Annotated in this window: 16 protein-coding genes, 10 tRNA genes and 1 rRNA gene (1 of these 27 only partly in view); 24 read left to right on the top strand and 3 right to left on the bottom strand. The window is 40.6% G+C overall.

Annotated features, from left to right (window positions below; all coding sequences use genetic code 11):
• Positions 1 to 190: 190 nt before the first annotated feature.
• Positions 191 to 967, top strand: coding sequence for a hypothetical protein (locus RCG25_RS24970; protein ID WP_308081485.1), 777 nt, complete (start codon positions 191 to 193; stop codon positions 965 to 967).
• A gap of 50 nt (positions 968 to 1,017) precedes the next feature.
• Here the strand turns inward: RCG25_RS24970 and RCG25_RS24965 are convergent, their stop codons facing one another.
• Positions 1,018 to 1,680 carry a sulfite exporter TauE/SafE family protein gene (locus tag RCG25_RS24965; protein ID WP_308084272.1) on the bottom strand — a complete coding sequence of 221 codons (663 nt, stop codon included), beginning with the start codon at positions 1,678 to 1,680 and terminating at the stop codon, positions 1,018 to 1,020.
• Between the two features lie 226 nt (positions 1,681 to 1,906).
• Between RCG25_RS24965 and RCG25_RS24960 the strand changes: the two genes are divergently transcribed.
• The 5 genes from RCG25_RS24960 (at position 1,907) to uvsE (ending at position 7,949) form a co-directional block, all read left to right on the top strand.
• Positions 1,907 to 2,986: a D-alanine--D-alanine ligase gene (locus RCG25_RS24960; RefSeq protein WP_308081484.1), complete on the top strand. Its 1,080-nt coding sequence runs from the start codon at positions 1,907 to 1,909 to the stop codon at positions 2,984 to 2,986.
• A gap of 75 nt (positions 2,987 to 3,061) precedes the next feature.
• Positions 3,062 to 4,438, top strand: coding sequence for a UDP-N-acetylmuramoyl-tripeptide--D-alanyl-D-alanine ligase (gene murF / locus RCG25_RS24955; protein WP_308081483.1), 1,377 nt, complete (start codon positions 3,062 to 3,064; stop codon positions 4,436 to 4,438).
• A 39-nt stretch (positions 4,439 to 4,477) separates the two neighbouring features.
• Positions 4,478 to 5,167 carry an alpha/beta hydrolase gene (locus RCG25_RS24950; RefSeq protein ID WP_308081482.1) on the top strand — a complete coding sequence of 230 codons (690 nt, stop codon included), beginning with the start codon at positions 4,478 to 4,480 and terminating at the stop codon, positions 5,165 to 5,167.
• Between the two features lie 230 nt (positions 5,168 to 5,397).
• Complete coding sequence (locus RCG25_RS24945) at positions 5,398 to 6,888, top strand: degradosome RNA helicase CshA (protein ID WP_308081481.1); 1,491 nt, start codon at positions 5,398 to 5,400, stop codon at positions 6,886 to 6,888.
• A 95-nt stretch (positions 6,889 to 6,983) separates the two neighbouring features.
• Complete coding sequence (gene uvsE / locus RCG25_RS24940; RefSeq protein ID WP_308081480.1) at positions 6,984 to 7,949, top strand: UV DNA damage repair endonuclease UvsE; 966 nt, start codon at positions 6,984 to 6,986, stop codon at positions 7,947 to 7,949.
• A gap of 261 nt (positions 7,950 to 8,210) precedes the next feature.
• Here uvsE and RCG25_RS24935 read toward each other — a convergent pair whose 3' ends face one another.
• Complete coding sequence (locus RCG25_RS24935; RefSeq protein ID WP_308081479.1) at positions 8,211 to 8,939, bottom strand: rhomboid family intramembrane serine protease; 729 nt, start codon at positions 8,937 to 8,939, stop codon at positions 8,211 to 8,213.
• A 91-nt stretch (positions 8,940 to 9,030) separates the two neighbouring features.
• Here RCG25_RS24935 and acpS point away from each other — a divergent pair, with 91 nt between their 5' ends.
• The 6 genes from acpS (at position 9,031) to RCG25_RS24905 (ending at position 15,453) form a co-directional block, all read left to right on the top strand.
• A complete protein-coding gene (acpS, locus tag RCG25_RS24930; RefSeq protein WP_308081478.1) occupies positions 9,031 to 9,381 on the top strand; it encodes a holo-ACP synthase in 351 nt (116 codons plus the stop codon).
• Between the two features lie 348 nt (positions 9,382 to 9,729).
• Positions 9,730 to 10,743 carry an outer membrane lipoprotein-sorting protein gene (locus tag RCG25_RS24925; protein WP_308081477.1) on the top strand — a complete coding sequence of 338 codons (1,014 nt, stop codon included), beginning with the start codon at positions 9,730 to 9,732 and terminating at the stop codon, positions 10,741 to 10,743.
• Positions 10,744 to 10,882: 139 nt separating this feature from the next.
• On the top strand, positions 10,883 to 12,055 hold the full coding sequence (gene alr / locus RCG25_RS24920; RefSeq protein ID WP_308081476.1) for an alanine racemase: 1,173 nt from the start codon (positions 10,883 to 10,885) through the stop codon (positions 12,053 to 12,055).
• Positions 12,056 to 12,233: 178 nt separating this feature from the next.
• Complete coding sequence (locus tag RCG25_RS24915; RefSeq protein ID WP_071354167.1) at positions 12,234 to 12,515, top strand: CopG family ribbon-helix-helix protein; 282 nt, start codon at positions 12,234 to 12,236, stop codon at positions 12,513 to 12,515.
• A 4-nt stretch (positions 12,516 to 12,519) separates the two neighbouring features.
• Entirely contained in the window at positions 12,520 to 12,870 is a 351-nt protein-coding gene (gene ndoA, locus RCG25_RS24910; RefSeq protein WP_007083556.1) for a type II toxin-antitoxin system endoribonuclease NdoA, read from the top strand.
• Between the two features lie 405 nt (positions 12,871 to 13,275).
• The gene (locus RCG25_RS24905; protein ID WP_308081475.1) at positions 13,276 to 15,453 is read left to right on the top strand and encodes a Tex family protein; all 2,178 of its coding nucleotides are present in this window, start codon (positions 13,276 to 13,278) and stop codon (positions 15,451 to 15,453) included.
• 181 nt (positions 15,454 to 15,634) lie between these two features.
• Here the strand turns inward: RCG25_RS24905 and cmpA are convergent, their stop codons facing one another.
• On the bottom strand, positions 15,635 to 15,748 hold the full coding sequence (gene cmpA / locus RCG25_RS24900) for a cortex morphogenetic protein CmpA (protein WP_308081474.1): 114 nt from the start codon (positions 15,746 to 15,748) through the stop codon (positions 15,635 to 15,637).
• A gap of 96 nt (positions 15,749 to 15,844) precedes the next feature.
• Here cmpA and RCG25_RS24895 point away from each other — a divergent pair, with 96 nt between their 5' ends.
• From RCG25_RS24895 to RCG25_RS24840, 12 genes are all read left to right on the top strand, one after another.
• On the top strand, positions 15,845 to 16,318 hold the full coding sequence (locus tag RCG25_RS24895; protein WP_308081473.1) for a SprT family protein: 474 nt from the start codon (positions 15,845 to 15,847) through the stop codon (positions 16,316 to 16,318).
• A gap of 117 nt (positions 16,319 to 16,435) precedes the next feature.
• Positions 16,436 to 16,510, top strand: a tRNA-Asn gene (locus RCG25_RS24890).
• Between the two features lie 4 nt (positions 16,511 to 16,514).
• A tRNA-Ser gene (locus RCG25_RS24885) sits at positions 16,515 to 16,605 on the top strand.
• A gap of 13 nt (positions 16,606 to 16,618) precedes the next feature.
• Positions 16,619 to 16,690: transfer RNA gene (locus tag RCG25_RS24880), tRNA-Glu, on the top strand.
• Positions 16,691 to 16,757: 67 nt separating this feature from the next.
• A tRNA-Gln gene (locus RCG25_RS24875) sits at positions 16,758 to 16,832 on the top strand.
• A gap of 174 nt (positions 16,833 to 17,006) precedes the next feature.
• Positions 17,007 to 17,082: transfer RNA gene (locus tag RCG25_RS24870), tRNA-Lys, on the top strand.
• A 14-nt stretch (positions 17,083 to 17,096) separates the two neighbouring features.
• Positions 17,097 to 17,181: transfer RNA gene (locus RCG25_RS24865), tRNA-Leu, on the top strand.
• Positions 17,182 to 17,247: 66 nt separating this feature from the next.
• Positions 17,248 to 17,333: transfer RNA gene (locus tag RCG25_RS24860), tRNA-Leu, on the top strand.
• Positions 17,334 to 17,393: 60 nt separating this feature from the next.
• A tRNA-Arg gene (locus RCG25_RS24855) sits at positions 17,394 to 17,470 on the top strand.
• A 9-nt stretch (positions 17,471 to 17,479) separates the two neighbouring features.
• Positions 17,480 to 17,556, top strand: a tRNA-Pro gene (locus RCG25_RS24850).
• A 24-nt stretch (positions 17,557 to 17,580) separates the two neighbouring features.
• Positions 17,581 to 17,654: transfer RNA gene (locus RCG25_RS24845), tRNA-Gly, on the top strand.
• 114 nt (positions 17,655 to 17,768) lie between these two features.
• Positions 17,769 to 18,375: ribosomal RNA gene (locus RCG25_RS24840) — 16S ribosomal RNA — on the top strand (it continues 928 nt past the right edge of the window).

Genomic DNA, 18,375 nt, shown 5'->3' with positions numbered 1-18,375 from the left:
TAAGAAGTGCTATATACTAGTATGTGTAATTCTGAAAAAGCAAAATAGGTGTTATTCAAAAATATTATTTGTAAAAGAATTGAAATAAGCTATTTGACCTATTATTTGATAAAATAAGTAAGTATGAAAAATGGTATAGCAATTTTCTTTAAGACATAAATAACATGTGTTTGATCGGAGGAGTTTGGCTTTGAAGAAGCATCATCAAGACATACGGGATCTCATCTATGTCCATTTAAACCAAACAGACCAGTATGTTATGTCCTACGGTATTGAATTCGATGAATTTGCTGCTGCTTTTTCAGGCTCATTAAATCATCTGCTTTTATTAAAGCACCGTTTTGATGATGCTGATTTTAATATGCATACACTACTCGAATATTGTCCGGAAGATAGAATAAATAAATTAGCTGGCGAAGATGTATACAGTTATGGGGACTTTTGTTGGATTGATTTTATTGAAGAAGAGGTCTTAAATGAACTATCAGGGCAAGAGTTGGCTGAATTATTGTATCTTGGCCATCAAAAACATCATTTAAAGCTGCCTTTTTATAATAAGCTAGGGAATCGTTTTGTTTATTTAGCGCATGATGATGGCTGGTTTAACAAAATTTATTACCGAAGCTTTAAGGATTTTTTCCATTTACTTAGTGAAGTGGTTGCTGGCAAGGTAGGCGAGCTGAAGAAAGAAAAGTCCCTTCTTGGTATTCGAAAGAAACGGATCTATCCACCGGTGAATAAAGAAATTCTGCTCTCATTAACCCCGTTCATTAAGGAAGGAATCTGTATTTCTTTACGGGATGCCGATCATCAACGCGGACGTTTGGAAATTCCAATCTGGGTTATTGGTGATTTTGCGAATATGGATGACATGTATGAGGAATATGAAAATCTATCAAATAAACCATACCATGCCAAGCTAATCTTTGATAAAAAGACAAAAGAGTGGAAATTGAATGTAATATAGAAGGCTGACTCCTTGTGAGTCAGCCTATGCTTTTAAACGTGATGGGTTTCTTATGAAAACCAAATGAAAAATAATCCTTCGTTCACACCTAAGTTATACATATAGTAAAGTCCGAATAATATGCTGATAATTCCCGTTATGTGGTTTAAGTAGCGATTCACTTGTTTACCAGAGGTTAGCACAAACGGGAGGCCGATTACGGTGGAGAAGCTAAGCATACCAGCAACGGTACCTGCACCAAATATTAGGATATATAGGGAACCCTGCCAAGCCGTTGATACCGTACTCATGGTTAAAAGTACCATGGCCGCACTCCCGGCGAGACCATGAACAAGTCCAATAAAAAAGGACTTTACATTTGAGCGTGTTTTTCTGTTGTGTTCAGATGGTGTATATGTATGATGGTGTCGATGTGTAATGAGGGATAATAAACTGTTAAAACCTAAGGTAACCAGCATGATACCAACGAGAAACTCGAGGTTCATGGCAACCGTATCGTTGATCGTATTTTTCGCTACAAGTAAGAACATACCCACTATAAACAACGTGGCGGTATGCCCGATCCCCCAATACACGCCGGCAAAAAGTGATCGTTTAATATTTTTGGATTCACTAACAATAGTGGAAACTGCAATGACATGGTCAGGCTCAATGGCATGCTTGATTCCGAGTACAAAGCCTAATAATAATATAGATAATAATGAACCGGTTATCATATGTGTCGCCCCCGTATGGTTTGTCAAAATTATCATAACAGGAAAAACAAGCGCAAATGGCATGAAATAGTGACAAATTACCAATAGATTGTTTTTAAGCAAGCTATTGGAAACATACAATAATCAATAGAAAAAAACATTACTAAATAGGATGACTACATTTCCTTTCTTATTTAATAAAGTGTTAAAATAAAACCGTGAAAGAGAATATGGAGGTTTTGGTATGAAGACAAAACTAGGGTTATTATACGGAGGAAAATCCGCCGAGCATCAAGTATCCTTACAGACAGCTCTTGCTGTTATAAAAGCGTTAGATCTTGAGAAATTTGAAATTCATCCTATTTACATAAATGTCGATGGTCAATGGGTTAAAGGGCCTCAACTCAGTGAGCCGGTAGAGAACGTGCAAGCACTTGCGTTTTCTCAGGGAAACCAATTATCCCCGCTTTCGTTAGCACCAGCGCTATTCCAAGCGGAACCGCAGGCGGCTGCCCCGCTTGATGTAATTTTTCCATTGCTTCACGGACCAAATGGTGAGGACGGAACTGTTCAAGGATTATTAGAATTATTAAACCTACCATATGTAGGAAATGGTGTCCTAGCCTCAGCCGCAGGAATGGATAAAGTAATGATGAAAAATGTCTTTGCACAAGCAGGTCTCGCACAAGTAGACTATGTTGCTTTTATTAAAAGCGAATGGGAAAAAGGGGCAGACGATGCATATAGCAAGGTGGAGGCAGAACTAGGTTATCCATGTTTTGTCAAGCCTGCGAATTTAGGCTCAAGTGTAGGGATTAGCAAATGTACCAATCGCACTGAATTAGCGGCAGCTTTTGCGGAGGCTTTTCAATTCGACCGTAAAGTCATTATTGAAGAGGGAGTAGTTGCCCGTGAAATTGAGATTGCTGTCCTAGGAAACGATGCCCCAGAATGCTCTGTTGCTGGAGAAATTGTTCCGAAAAAGGATTTTTATGATTACAAAGCGAAATATGAAGATGGGGATACCGCATTAATTATCCCTGCTGATATTACAGAAGATGAATACCTTGAGTTGAAAGAAATGGCGGTTCAAGCATTTAAAGCGTTGGATTGCTCCGGACTTGTTCGGGCTGATTTCTTTTTAACAAAAGAGGGTAAATTATTAATCAATGAAGTGAACACGATGCCTGGCTTTACTCCGTTTAGCATGTTCCCGCTTTTATGGAAGCATACAGGACTTGAGTATCCGCAATTAATTGAGCGTCTTGTTCAACTGGCAATCGAAAGACATACAGAAAAACAAAACATAAAATATACATTCTAGTGAAGAAAAGACAACGGAGACACGGCTGTAATGCCGTGTCCGTTTCTGTTTAATAATTGGAAGGAGGGGTATTAAATGATCAAGCGTACTTTAAAACAAATTTCTGAGATGGTTTCAGCTAGAAATGATAGCAGTGCATTCTCAGATGTTGTAATCAATGGTGTGACCATTGATTCTCGAAAAATTGGGGCAGGAAATCTATTTGTCCCATTTAAAGGTGAACGTGTGGATGGGCATAAGTATGTAGTGGAATCGATTGAAAAAGGAGCAGCAGCTGCCCTTTGGCAGAAGGATGTTCCTAATCCACCGGAAAACCTGCCTATCCTCATTGTGGACGACTGTCTCACCGCATTTCAGGAATTAGCCCGGAATTATCGGAAACAGTTACCTGTTAAAGTGGTCGGAATTACTGGAAGTAACGGGAAAACAACGACTAAAGATATGACAACAAGCCTATTATCGACCCAATATAAAGTACAAAAAACAGAAGGTAACTATAACAACCATATTGGTCTTCCATTAACGGTGTTAGGTTTGCATGAGGATACAGAAGTGGCTGTACTTGAAATGGGGATGAGCGGAAGAGGAGAAATTGAATTCCTTACCAAGCTTGCATGCCCTGATGCGGTTGTGATCACGAATATTGGTGAATCCCATCTTCTGGACCTTGGTTCTCGTGAAGGGATAGCAGAAGCAAAATTAGAAATCCTACAAGGACTTCAGGATGGTGGACTGGCTGTTCTTCATGGAGATGAGCCACTTTTAATGGAGCGGATTAAACAATATAAAGGCAATGTTCAAGTGAAAACCTTTGGCCGAAATGAAACAAACGACTTATACCCAACAGAAATTACCCAAATGGCTCAAGGAAACTGTTTTAAAATGAATGCCTCAACAGAAAGCTTCGAACTTCCAGTGCTAGGAACTCATAATATTTTAAATGCATTAGCAGCTATGCACATTGCCCACTATTTTTCCATTCCATATGAAAAAATGAAGGCCGGCTTATCAGGAATTAAGCTAACGAATATGCGTATGGAGCTAGTTGAGGGCAAACGTGGGGAAAAAATAATTAACGATGCCTATAATGCGAGTCCTACTTCCATGATGGCGGCGATCGAACTAGTGTCAAATCTCCAAGGATATGATCGAAAAATCCTTGTTCTTGGTGATATGCTCGAGCTTGGGCCTCAAGAAGAGCAATACCACTTGCAAATTGGAGAAGGCCTGGATGCAGAAAAAACGGATATTCTTTTTACTTTTGGCCCTCTAGGGGAACACATTGCCAAAGGGGCAAAGAAGATTTTAGGGGAGCAGCGTGTATTTGCCTTTCGTGATAAAGCAGAACTCATTGAGAAATTAAAAAGGCATGTGAATGAACAGACTTTAATCCTTGTAAAGGCATCACGAGGGATGAAGATGGAGGAAATCGTCACCGCGTTACAAAAATAGGGTAAGGGAAAATTTGGAGTATATGGCAGGTGAAACGGGATGATTGGCTGTTTATGTATTCATGGCTTTACTGGTGCTCCCTATGAGGTAGAACCCTTAGTTGAATTTTTACAAAAACATACGGATTGGGAATTTCGTGTTCCTACTCTACCAGGACATGGTGAAACGAGTTCACTAAAAGGAGTTCATTACCAGGAGTGGATTAACCATGCAGAGACAGAGCTGAAAAAACTCATCGAAACCTGTGATGAGGTATATGTGGTGGGTTTTTCCATGGGCGGAATGATCGCCAGTTATCTAGCTGCCAATTATCCTGTTGATAAGCTAATTCTCCTTAGCGCAGCTGCCTATTATATGAATCCAAGGCAGCTGGTTGCTGATATTAAGCTGACCTTAATTGACGCTTTCAAAGGAAACTTAAAAGAGAATGAATTATTTCACCGCTATAAAAGAAAAATAACAGAAACACCTATAGCGGCTACTCTGCAATTCCGCCAACTTGTTGCTTTTATTAAACCTCTTTTAAAACAAGTGGAAGTCCCGACATTGATTGCACAGGGTGAGTGTGACGGTATTGTGCCGCTTAAGAGTGCTGAATATTTATATCAAACAATAGGTGCGAAACATAAAAAACTTACCTATATTAAGCAATCGAAACATCATATCTGCCATTGTGAAGAACGTGGTGCCCTGTTTAATCAAGTGTTAGACTTTTTGATGGAGCAATAAGACTGTTGGAAATAGTAAGCAATGTGTCTTTATTGCAAAATACTAGTAAGAGTGGTATGATAATCATCAACGTGTCTAAAGAACGAGCAAAAAGGGCATACTCCTTTGGAGAATGTCTTTTTTTTGGTAAAATAAAGATGTTACCTGATTACTACGGCATTTTGATGCGTATCGGACGAAAATATTCAGTACTATAAATATTTTCAAATAGATGAAGGAGAATGAAAACATTGACAAAGTTTGAAGATTTAGGTCTAAGCCAGGCCACTTTAAAAGCTGTACTCAAAATGGGTTTTGAGGAGGCAACACCAATCCAGTCAGAAACAATTCCATTGAGCTTAGAAAATAAGGATTTGATCGGTCAAGCTCAAACAGGAACTGGTAAAACAGCTGCATTTGGAATTCCATTGGTGGAAAAAATTGATACAAAAATGGATGCTATTCAAGGGATTATTATTGCACCAACCCGTGAGTTAGCGATTCAAGTTTCAGAAGAGCTTTATAAAATTGGAGCGGGTAAAAGAGTTCGTGTCCTACCTATTTACGGAGGTCAGGATATCAGCCGCCAAATCCGTTCACTCAAAAAGGCTCCTCATATCATTGTTGGTACCCCTGGACGTGTGTTAGACCATATTAACAGAAAAACAATGCGCTTAGATACAGTAAATACTGTGATTCTTGATGAAGCAGATGAAATGCTAAACATGGGATTCATTGAAGATATTGAATCCATTCTTGCTGCAACTCCAGAAGAGCGCCAAACATTGCTTTTCTCTGCGACAATGCCAGGACCGATTCAAAGAATGGCAGAAAAATTCATGAAGAACCCGCAAATTGTGCGTGTTAAAACGAAAGAAATGACTGTTCCTTCCATTGAACAATTCTATCTTGAAGTTCAAGAAAGAAATAAATTCGATGTGTTAACAAGACTTCTTGATATTCAATCACCAGAATTGGCCATTGTATTTGGTCGTACAAAACGCCGTGTGGATGAGTTGTCAGAAGCATTAACTTTAAGAGGATATACAGCAGAAGGTATTCATGGTGACTTAAGCCAGGCAAAACGGATCTCTGTTCTTCGCAAGTTTAAAGAAGGAACAATTGATGTACTTGTTGCAACTGATGTTGCTGCGAGGGGACTTGATATTTCTGGCGTAACGCATGTATATAACTTTGATATTCCACAGGATCCAGAGAGTTATGTTCACCGTATTGGACGTACAGGTCGTGCGGGTAAAAAGGGTGTAGCACTAACATTTATTACTCCGCGTGAAAAATCTTATCTTGCTGTTGTGGAAAAGACGACTAGAAGCAAGATGGAAAAAATGAAGACTCCTACGCTTGATGAAGCATTAGAAGGCCAACAAAAAGCAGTGGTTGAAAAAATCGTTCAGACGATTGAATCAAATAATCTTCATTACTACAAAGCAGCTGCTCAAGAATTGCTTGAAGAAAACGATGCAGAAACAGTTATCGCAGCTGTCCTTAAGATGCTTACGAAGGAACCTGATACGACACCGATTAAGCTGACAGAAGAACAGCTTCCACAAAAAAGAGAAAGAAAATCTTACAATGATCGTGACCGTAAAAGAAGAGATGATTCTAGAGGATCTTATGGTGGTGGCGATCGTAACAGAAAAAAGGCACCGGTAAAACCAAGAAGCGGTGAAAAAAGAACGGGTGGCAAGCCATCTAAGCCAAGATCGTTTCAAGAACGTTAATTCATAAACAATAAGAAGCATGGACTTTATGTTCATGCTTTTTTCTATGTCCATTAAGGGAATACTAATAAAAACTCTTACGATGGAGTGATGGTATGACAATTGTTCGTCTTGGATACGTAGCAATGAGCGTAGAGGTAGCCAATGCTTCCCCCTCTCAAACGATGACCTTTGCGCAATTCAGCCGGATTAAAGACCGAGAGGCAGGCATTCGGAAACTAGAAAGAATTGCAATCTCAAACATAGAAAATTGTTTGCGGTTATTAAAACATACTGCGGCCAACGAAATTCACTTTTTTCGCTTAAGTTCTCGTCTGATTCCGCTTGCGAATCATGGAGAATTATTAGATTGGAACTATATGGAGCCCTTAAAAGAGGCGCTCGGAAATTTGGGCAGTTATAGTAAAGAAAAGAACATGAGGATCGATTTTCATCCCGACCATTTTGTCGTTTTGAATTCGCCCGATAAGGAAATTTTAAAAAACTCATTAAAAACCCTTGTGATGCATGAAGCGCTGCTTAGAGGGATAGATATAGATACCGAACACCGATGTGTTCTCCATGTCGGTGGTGGATATGAGGATAAAGAAAAGGCATTGGAGCTGTTTATTCATAACTGGGCGTACATTAAGCCTTCACTTCAAAAAATGATTATGCTGGAAAATGACGATACTACTTTTACTGTAAAGGATACATTATATCTTTGTGAAAAGTTAGGGATTCCGATGGTGTTTGATTATCACCACCACTTAGCGAATTTTGAAGATTTGGATTGGGTTTCAGATTGGGAGCGGATTATTAGCACCTGGGCACATTCGCCGTTACCGGTGAAAATGCATATCTCTAGTCCTCGTTCGGAAAAGGAATTTCGCGCACATGCAGACAATGTTAATCCTGAAATGTTCATGGATTTTTTAAAAGAAATAAAAGGCACGGTTCCGGAGATTCACTGCATGATAGAAGCCAAACAAAAAGATGCTGCGCTTTTTCAATTGGTGAAGGATTTAAAGGAGTATGAGGGGGTAAATTGGCTCGATCAGTCTAGTTTTCAGATGAAATAGGCCTGGGAAAACGAAATGAAGGACAATTTTACAGGAATGAAGCAGGATTTTGTCCTTCATAAGCGGGATGAAGGACAATTTTATAGGAATGAAGCAGGATTTTGTCCTTCATAAGCGGGATGAAGGACAATTTTATAGGAATGAAGCAGGGTTTTGTCCTTCACGAGCGGGATGAAGGACAATTTCATAGTAATGAAGCAGGATTTTGTCCTTCATTCGATTAATAAACTCATTCATCCACCTATAAATATACCAGCCCTGTTATTTTTGACTCCAAAATCCAAGAACGGCAATAATAATGATGACGGCCCATACCAAAACCTTCACTGGGGATTGAAAAGACAGATTTTTCTTTCTGCTGTTTGCCCAGTTGGCGGTTCCTTTAATAGAATCAGAAAGATCTTTTTTATTATAATAAGGAATGGCGCCTAGTAAAAAGCCGCCTAACAAACCAAAAAGATGCGCCGTAATATTAATATTTGGCTGAAGAAAGGTCATAATTAAACTGACTACACTGAGTGTGATGATAATTTGTGAGTTTTGTTTTGTCATCATATTTTTTCGGAAGATAACGATGGCTATATAATAGCCGAAAAGCCCAAAAATCGCTCCACTTGAGCCGACATGAGTATATGTTAATGGTTCTAGCAGCAGTGTAGCCACATTGGCTATTAGTCCGGAGAGAAGATACACAAGTAAAAATCTTCCTCCACCTAGCATCCGCTCCAGTGCAGGTCCGAATAGTACCAATGAAAAACTATTAAATAGCATATGAGAGAAACCACTGTGCATAAAAGTCGGTGTAATTAGCCTCCAAAATTGCCCTTCCATAATATAAAGATTGACTCCAGAAAAATTTTCAAAAAACCAATAGTTTGGGAATATGGGTAAGATGGTTAAAAGATATAATACTAAGTGAATGCTGACGATAATTGAAACAACGGGATAGAAACGAATAAACTCACGTACGTTTTCAGTCCTTGTAAACATGAACACCCTCCTCTCACTATCATGATAACCTTAATTTCTGTCTTGTACACTATTATGCCGATGACAATATAAATAGAAGGAATGATGCACGATGATTAAAGGAATTGGAATTGATATTATTGAACTTTCAAGGGTTCAGGACATATTGAATAGACAAACGAAGTTAATTGACCGCATATTAACTGCTCGTGAAAGGGATACATTCGAAACCCTTTCAGAAAGGCGCAAGGTGGAGTTTCTGGCAGGGAGATTTGCAGCTAAGGAGGCATTCTCAAAAGCGGCAGGAACAGGGATTGGAAAAGAACTATCCTTCCTAGATATTGAAATAATTAGCGATCAACTCGGCAAACCTCATATAGTAAAACCAAACGTCCAAGCACATTTATCGATTTCACACAGCAGGGAATATGCTGTGGCACAAGTGGTGATTGAGGAAGTTTAGTGGGCTATATTAGTCTGTTGATTTCCGCTCCAGGCGCTTCGCTTTCCGTGGGCGTTTCGGCGAGCCTCCTCGGCGCTTGCGCCTGCGGGGTCTCCCCTGACCCGTACTCCCACAGGAGTCTTCGCGCCTTCCGCTCCAATCAACAGGATGCCAAAATAACAATGAGGTTTCACATATCCTCTATCTAAAAAAATAGACAGCTTGGCAACTTCGTTATCATAAACCCTAAGGTTGTCTCATATATTCATAGGGAAATAGGAGAGACAAGGTCAGCTTTGGTCGTTTGCCTGATCCCTGCCTTTCTCTTCTCTATAATCATATGAAATGAGACAAGAAGGGGTTGAAGGAATGAAGAAAAAGTTAGTGCTGCTCATGACAGGACTGATGGTCATCTTTTTACTAGCTGCCTGTGGCTCTAAATCACAAGATGACGTGGTGAAAGAGTTAAATGGTAAATTAGGAGATTTATCGAGCTACAAAGTGAACGCAAAGATGACATTGAAAATGGGGGCAGATTCACAAGTTTATAACGTGGAAATCTGGCATAAGGATCCTACTTTCTATCGCGTCAATTTAAAGAATGCCGAAAAAGACCAAAGTCAAATGATTTTAAGAAATAACCAAGGGGTATTTGTTCTTACACCTGCCCTAAATAAAAGTTTCCGTTTCCAAAGTGATTGGCCGCAAAACAGCAGCCAGGCATATTTATATGAATCACTAATTAAGGATATTGTTGCGGACAAAGAGGCCAAGTTCTCCTCTACTAAAGACTTTTATGTGTTTGAAACAAAAACTCGTTATCAAAATAATAGTATGCTTCCAATCCAGGAAATTAAACTAAATAAGGGTGACCTATCACCGGCTGTTGTAAAGGTAATGGATCCGGATCGAAATGCGCTTGTGACTGTAGAGTTTTCGAAGGTCAAATTTAATGCGAGCTTCGATAAAGACGATTTCGATATGAAGAAAAATATGACACGTGCCCAGCTTAATTTGCCGGCAATGGCAGAGGGCGGCGACAAATCCTTTAGCGTAAAATATCCTACTTTAGAGCTGAAAGGTACCAAGTTAATTGGTGAAAAAGAAGTAGCGATTGAAGATGGAAAACGAGTAGTCCTCACTTATGATGGTAAAAAATCATTTACACTTGTACAAGAGAAAGTAACTGCTAAGGTAGCCTCTACCACACCAACCAATGTTGAAGGCGATATTGTGGATTTAGGTCTCACTATTGGAGCGGTATCAGATCACTCGATTTCTTGGTCGCATGGTGGTGTCGATTACATGATCGCATCGAAAAACCTAACGAAGGATGAAATGATCGAGATAGCAAAATCCGTTCAGGGTGATGCTGTAAAATAATAAGGAATCAATGAAACAGGCCCATTTATGGGTCTGTTTTCTTTTTGTAAAAGTTGTTATATAGTAACTTGAAAAAGCAGTCTGTTATTTTTTGTGATAAAATAATTTAATGTGTTAAATACAATTAGGAAGTGGAAGTATGGAAGAGCAAGGATATTTCTATCGGGATACATGGGCAGAAGTGGACCTAGATTGTATCTCAGAGAATGTCACCTCCGTTAAAAAACATCTGCCTCAACAGATTTCAATTATTGCAGTAGTAAAAGCGAATGCTTATGGTCATGGGGATGTACAGGTCGCAAAAACAGCTTTGGCTGCAGGTGCATCTTATTTAGCGGTTGCATTTATGGATGAAGCGATTGCCTTGAGAAATAAAGGGATTGACGCACCTATTCTTGTTTTAGGAGCGACGAGGCCTGAAGATATCAGTATGGCAGCTAAGTTTTCAATCACCCTTACTGTTTTTCAAAAGGAATGGCTAGAAGAAGCAAAAAAACATCTAACAACAGATGAATCAGTGGCTCTTCATATCAAAGTAGATACGGGTATGGGGAGAATTGGTGTCCGAAGTGTAGAGGAGCTACACACTATTCATCGACTCATCGGTGAGGATGAACGCTTGGTGCTAGAAGGCGTGTATACACATTTTGCAACGGCGGATGAACTGGATCAAAGCTATTTTCAGCAGCAGCTGGAGTTATTTGAAAAAATGATTGCATCATTGCCTGAACGTCCGAAATACGTTCATTCAAGCAATAGTGCCGCTGCTATACGGTTTCCAAAAGCCTATTTTAACGCGGTTCGAATAGGGATTGCGATGTACGGACTGACCCCATCTTTAGAAATGGAAAAAGAAATCCCTTTTCCGATAAAAGAAGCCTTTTCCTTACATTCACGGCTTGTCCATGTAAAAAAACTGACAAAAGGTGATAAAGTGAGTTACGGGGCGACGTACGAAAGTGAAGAGGAAGAGTGGATTGGTACTATTCCTATTGGTTATGCAGACGGTTGGCTTCGTAAGCTACAAGGTCAGGAAGTGCTGGTCGCAGGTGAACGTTCGCCAATAGTTGGCAGAATCTGTATGGATCAATGTATGATACGTCTCCCTAAATATGTACCGGTTGGAACCACGGTTACTCTAATTGGAAAGCAAGAAAACCAATTCATATCTGTGAATGAAATCGCTCAAAAACTCGAAACAATCAACTATGAAGTGCCTTGTATTATAGCTAATCGAGTTCCTCGTCTTTATAAGAAGGGCGGAAAAATTGTCGATTTAAAAAATGATTTATTGAACAATTATCAGTCCTAAATAAAGAAATTCAAACATATTTATGTTATTGCGGTAATTTGTGCATAAAAGCATCTTTTATTGGCTTATAATACAGTAGAATTATATTTAGTCTATGAATTAAGGTTGAATAGTGTTATTATTAAAAATGGTACAGATAAATTATATTGGTGTGTAGTGATGGTGGAGGTGTATGTTTGTGTCTGAATCCGGCGCAACTACGGAAATCTTGGTGAAATTACCGCAACATCTTTTAACGGAATTAGATGGTTTCGTTAAGCAAGAAAATGTGAACCGAAGCGAGTTTATCTACCAGGCAACAAAAATGTATCTACGCGAACGTAAAAAGAGACAAATTCGCGAGTCTATGAGACGTGGGTACATGGAAATGGCTAAAATTAATCTTAGAATTGCGTCAGAAGCATTTCAAGCAGAATATGAGGCAGAACACACAGTTGAACGTCTTGTAAGCGGAGGATAATCCTTTGATTGTCAAGCGTGGTGACGTTTATTTCGCGGACCTATCCCCAGTTGTTGGTTCTGAACAAGGCGGCGTCCGACCAGTACTTGTCATCCAAAACGACATCGGGAATCGGTTTAGTCCCACAGTGATTGTTGCAGCGATTACAGCTCAAATTCAAAAAGCTAAGCTTCCTACTCATGTAGAAATTGATGCGAAGCGCTACGGATTTGAACGAGATTCGGTCATTCTGTTAGAGCAGATTCGTACAATTGATAAGCAGCGGTTAACCGATAAAATTACCCATCTCGATGACGAAATGATGGAGAAAGTGGATGAAGCCTTGCAAGTAAGTTTAGGTCTCATCGAATTTTAGTTTTACAGCACGCTCTTTACTAAAAGAGCGTTTTTTCATACATATTCTGACCTCATACTATAATTCTGCCTAAAGCAAGCTACGCCAGCTTGCTTTTCTTTTTTTTAGGCTGTGTTAAAGAACTTGTTGATATTTATACTCTGTTGATTGTAGCGGAAGGCACGAAGACTCCTGTGGGAGTATGGTTCAGGGGAGACCCCGCAGGAGCATGCGCCGAGGAGGCTCGCCGAAACATCCATGGAAAGCGAAGTGCCTGGAGCGGAAATCAACAGGCAAGTTTAACAGAGCATTTATTTAAAAACTGCTTTTGGTAGCTTTGATGAAACGCTTCCTGAATTTTGGTACAATATGTAAGGGAAGCAATAACACACTTGATATATATATACGAAAATGGAGGATTGTTTTGTGAATGATACGGTTGTAAAAGATGATCAATTACTAAGAAAAATCGCTACTGAACAAGCAATTTCTTATAAACAAGTGAAGAGCGTCATTTCATTACTTGACGAAGGTAACACCGTTCCCTTCATCGCTCGTTACCGCAAGGAAATGACAGGAGCTCTTGATGAAGTTCAAATCCGAAATATTTTAGAGAGATGGCAGTACATACAGAATCTTGAACAAAGAAAAGAAGAGGTCCTTCGAATTATTGGGGAGCAAGGAAAACTAACGGACGAGCTCAATCAAGCTATTACAAAAGCTGAAAAGCTTCAAGAAGTGGAAGATTTATACCGCCCGTATAAACAAAAGAGACGGACAAAAGCGACAGTTGCGAAAGAAAAAGGACTAGAGCCTTTTGCGGAGTGGTTGATGACTTTTTCAAAAGAGAGTATCGAAGGAAAAGCAAAGGAATTCTTATCCGAGGAAAAACAAGTTCTCACAATTGAAGAGGCAATTGCTGGTGCGAAAGACATCATTGCAGAAATGGTTTCAGATGATGCGGAAAGCCGCAAATGGATTCGCAAAGAGACATTTAAATCTGGCACCGTTGCCTCAGTTGTAAAAGATGCGGAAAAAGATGAGAAAAACGTGTACGAAATGTACTATGAATATGAAGAACCCGTTAATAAAATTGTGCCTCACCGCACGCTTGCTTTGAATCGCGGGGAGAAGGAAGACATCCTGAAGGTATCAATCAAAATGAATGTCGATTTAATTTTGACCTACCTTTCAAAAAAATGGATTCGCAATCAACACTCTCCAGTAGCACAGGTTGTAGTAGAGGCGCTTGAAGATAGTTATAAGAGACTTATTCAGCCATCGATCGAACGCGAAATTCGTAGTGAGTTAACCGAAAAAGGGGAAGAACAAGCCATACATATTTTCTCTGAAAACTTAAGGAATCTGTTATTGCAGCCGCCGTTAAAAGGAAAAGTGGTTATCGGTGTCGACCCTGCATACAGGACAGGCTGTAAATTAGCAGTCGTTGATGAAACGGGTAAGGTATTAAAGATTGATGTAATTTATCCGCATCCACCGGTTTCGAAAACAAAAGAAGCCCGTGAAAAGTTTATTTCTATTCTGCGCGAGTATAAGGTAGAGATGGCTGCAATCGGAAATGGAACAGCTTCAAGGGAAACGGAACAGTTTGTTGCTGATATCTTAAAAGAAATGAATGAGGAAATCTTTTATTTAATTGTGAATGAAGCGGGGGCTAGTGTGTACTCTGCCTCTGACATTGCTAGAGAAGAGTTTCCTAATTTCCAGGTTGAAGAAAGAAGTGCTGTTTCTATAGCAAGACGTTTGCAGGATCCGCTTGCCGAGTTGGTGAAGATTGACCCGAAATCAGTGGGTGTTGGTCAGTACCAGCATGACGTAACGCAAAAACGTTTATCCGAATCACTCCATTTTGTCGTTGAGACAGCAGTTAACCATGTAGGTGTAAATGTAAATACTGCTTCTTCCTCCTTGCTACAGTATGTGGCAGGTCTTAATAAAACAGCTGCAAACAACATTGTTAAGAAGCGTGAAGAGGAAGGGAAATTCACCAGCAGGGTTCAATTAAAGAAAGTCCCTCGTCTAGGTGCAAAAACTTATGAGCAAGCGATTGGTTTCTTAAGGGTATTAGATGGGAAGCAGCCGCTAGACCGCACGGGCATTCATCCAGAGAACTATGATGAGGTTAAGAAGTTATTATCAAAGTTAGGCTTTACAACGGATGACTTAGGAACGGAAGCATTAAAAGTCGCACTTAGCGGACTTGATCTAAAGTCTGTTTCTGAAGAGTTATCGATTGGTGAGTTAACCTTAAAGGATATTATTGATGCTTTAGTCAGACCTGAACGTGATCCACGTGATGATTTACCAAGACCACTACTGAAAAAAGACGTTTTAAAGCTCGAAGACTTGAAGGCGGGAATGGAGCTTCAAGGTACAGTTCGAAATGTCGTTGATTTTGGTGCGTTTGTAGATATCGGCGTGAAACAGGATGGCCTTGTTCACATATCTAAGCTAAGTAACCGCTTTGTCAAACATCCACTAGATATTGTTTCTGTTGGTGACGTAGTAACGGTATGGGTAGATTCAGTTGATATGAAAAAAGGCCGAGTGGCGTTAACGATGCTGCCGCCGTCAAAACAATAATGAAAAAAGGAAACACTGCTTTTTTATATAATAAGAAAGGACAAACTCGACTTCGAGAATTGTCCAGCTCCAGCGCCTAGCCCCTCGGGTCAAATAACCTTCGGCAATAAAAGTCAAAGAGCGACTTTTTTTGCCGAAGAACATTTGCCTGTCGGGGCTGACCAAGGCGCTTGCGCATTTCTTATGAGTAGTGTTTTTTTCTGTAAAAAAACCAGCACTGGTTTAATAGTTTGATCTGGTAGCGGTCCTTCTCATAGAAAGCCCTTTTCATTTGGTTTTGCAACCAATTTGGCATAATGAAACCTCCCGAAAAGTTCGTCACCATTAATGGTATAAACAATATATGCTATAATAGGTTGTCACGTTCGCAATAAAAGGGGTGAAAGGTAAAATGACCGAGCAGGAATTGCAAATATTAGTCGAAAAGATTTCTTATGAGTCATTTGGAAAACCTTTTTGTCACCAAGCGACCTTTAATCCGAGATTACGGTCTACAGGAGGAAGATATCTACTAGGGACACATAATATAGAAATCAATAGAAAATATTTAGAGCAGTTAGGGGAAGATGAGCTAATCGGCATAATTAAACACGAGCTTTGTCATTATCATCTTCATCTTGAGGGGAAAGGTTATCAACATAAAGATGCAGACTTTAAGGCTATGTTAAAAAAAACAAAAGCTCCTCGATTCTGTTCTCAGCTCCCGGATAAAAAGGTAAAACGTTCAGCGAAAAAACTCCTAATATACCAGTGCTCCAATTGCGAGATCACCTATACAAGAAAAAGAAGTATCAATACCAGCAGATATGTATGCGGCAAATGCCGAGGCAAGCTTGTGAAAGCTAAGGAAATAATAGTAGGCTAGAGTGAAAAATCTGTAATTAAATTTTATCTAAAATCTATGTTGACTTTCTGTTGAACCGTCATTATAATGTAAAGAGTCGACAGGGCAAACACCTTGTTGAAACGAAATAATCAATATTCCGCAGTAGCTCAGTGGTAGAGCTATCGGCTGTTAACCGATCGGTCGTAGGTTCGAGTCCTACCTGCGGAGCCATTATGGGGAAGTACTCAAGAGGCTGAAGAGGCGCCCCTGCTAAGGGTGTAGGTCGGGTGACCGGCGCGAGGGTTCAAATCCCTCCTTCTCCGCCATAATATATTTTATGGCCCTTTGGTCAAGCGGTTAAGACACCGCCCTTTCACGGCGGTAACACGGGTTCGAATCCCGTAAGGGTCATCAGGGACGGGGAGTGACATTGACTCATTTCCTGTTTTTTAATCTTTATAGTTACTTCTTATAATATTGGGCTATAGCCAAGCGGTAAGGCATCGCACTTTGACTGCGACATGCGTTGGTTCAAATCCAGCTAGCCCAGCCATTTTTCTTTAATGAGCCAATTGCTCAGTTTTAGATGAAATGAGCCATTAGCTCAGTTGGTAGAGCAGATTGCTTACTGCATTGATAAGCTTCTGCGACAATCTGCGAAAAAGTACGGAAGTTCTTTTGAGCATCTGACTAAGGGTTATTAAAGATTAGTGAAACATCTTAGTATGAGCCATTAGCTCAGTTGGTAGAGCATCTGACTTTTAATCAGAGGGTCGAAGGTTCGAGTCCTTCATGGCTCACCATTTTAACTAAATATGCGGGTGTGGCGGAATTGGCAGACGCACCAGACTTAGGATCTGGCGCCGCAAGGCGTGGGGGTTCGACTCCCTTCACCCGCACCAACCAAACATTTCCTCTTGAAATAGAGTAGCTATCGTGTTATGATTGTTTTTGTCGCTAATTATAATGCGGTCGTGGCGGAATGGCAGACGCGCTAGGTTGAGGGCCTAGTGGGGGCAACCCCGTGGAGGTTCAAGTCCTCTCGGCCGCACCAAAAACTTTATTGACAAACTAAACTGGGTATGATATACTTTGAAAGTTGATTTTAAAAGTTGCGCCCGTAGCTCAATTGGATAGAGCGTCTGACTACGGATCAGAAGGTTATGGGTTCGACTCCTTTCGGGCGCGCCATTCTTATTACGGGAAGTAGCTCAGCTTGGTAGAGCACTTGGTTTGGGACCAAGGGGTCGCAGGTTCGAATCCTGTCTTCCCGACCATTTAACAAACTTTAATAATTATATGCGGGTGTAGTTTACTGGTAAAACCTCAGCCTTCCAAGCTGATGTAGTGGGTTCGATTCCCATCACCCGCTCCAAAACTTGTTTCGAAAATTGTTCTTTGAAAACTAAACAAACAAAAACGTCAACAAACAAAAAAATATTAGTTTCTTATGAAACTAAGCCAACGTAACAAAATGAGCTAATCAACTTTCTTGGAGAGTTTGATCCTGGCTCAGGACGAACGCTGGCGGCGTGCCTAATACATGCAAGTCGAGCGAACCACTTCGGTGGTTAGCGGCGGACGGGTGAGTAACACGTGGGCAACCTGCCTGTAAGACTGGGATAACACCGGGAAACCGGTGCTAATACCGGATAATCCTTTTCTCTCATGAGGAAAAGCTGAAAGTCGGTTTCGGCTGACACTTACAGATGGGCCCGCGGCGCATTAGCTAGTTGGTGAGGTAACGGCTCACCAAGGCGACGATGCGTAGCCGACCTGAGAGGGTGATCGGCCACACTGGGACTGAGACACGGCCCAGACTCCTACGGGAGGCAGCAGTAGGGAATCTTCCACAATGGACGAAAGTCTGATGGAGCAACGCCGCGTGAGCGATGAAGGCCTTCGGGTCGTAAAGCTCTGTTGTTAGGGAAGAACAAGTACCGGAGTAACTGCCGGTACCTTGACGGTACCTAACCAGAAAGCCACGGCTAACTACGTGCCAGCAGCCGCGGTAATACGTAGGTGGCAAGCGTTGTCCGGAATTATTGGGCGTAAAGCGCGCGCAGGCGGTCCTTTAAGTCTGATGTGAAAGCCCA

This window comes from Neobacillus sp. PS2-9, from assembly GCF_030915525.1.
Lineage (GTDB): Bacteria > Bacillota > Bacilli > Bacillales > Cytobacillaceae > Neobacillus.
Note: the sequence above shows the minus strand (reverse complement) of the source record. Positions and strands in the feature narration are given on the sequence as shown.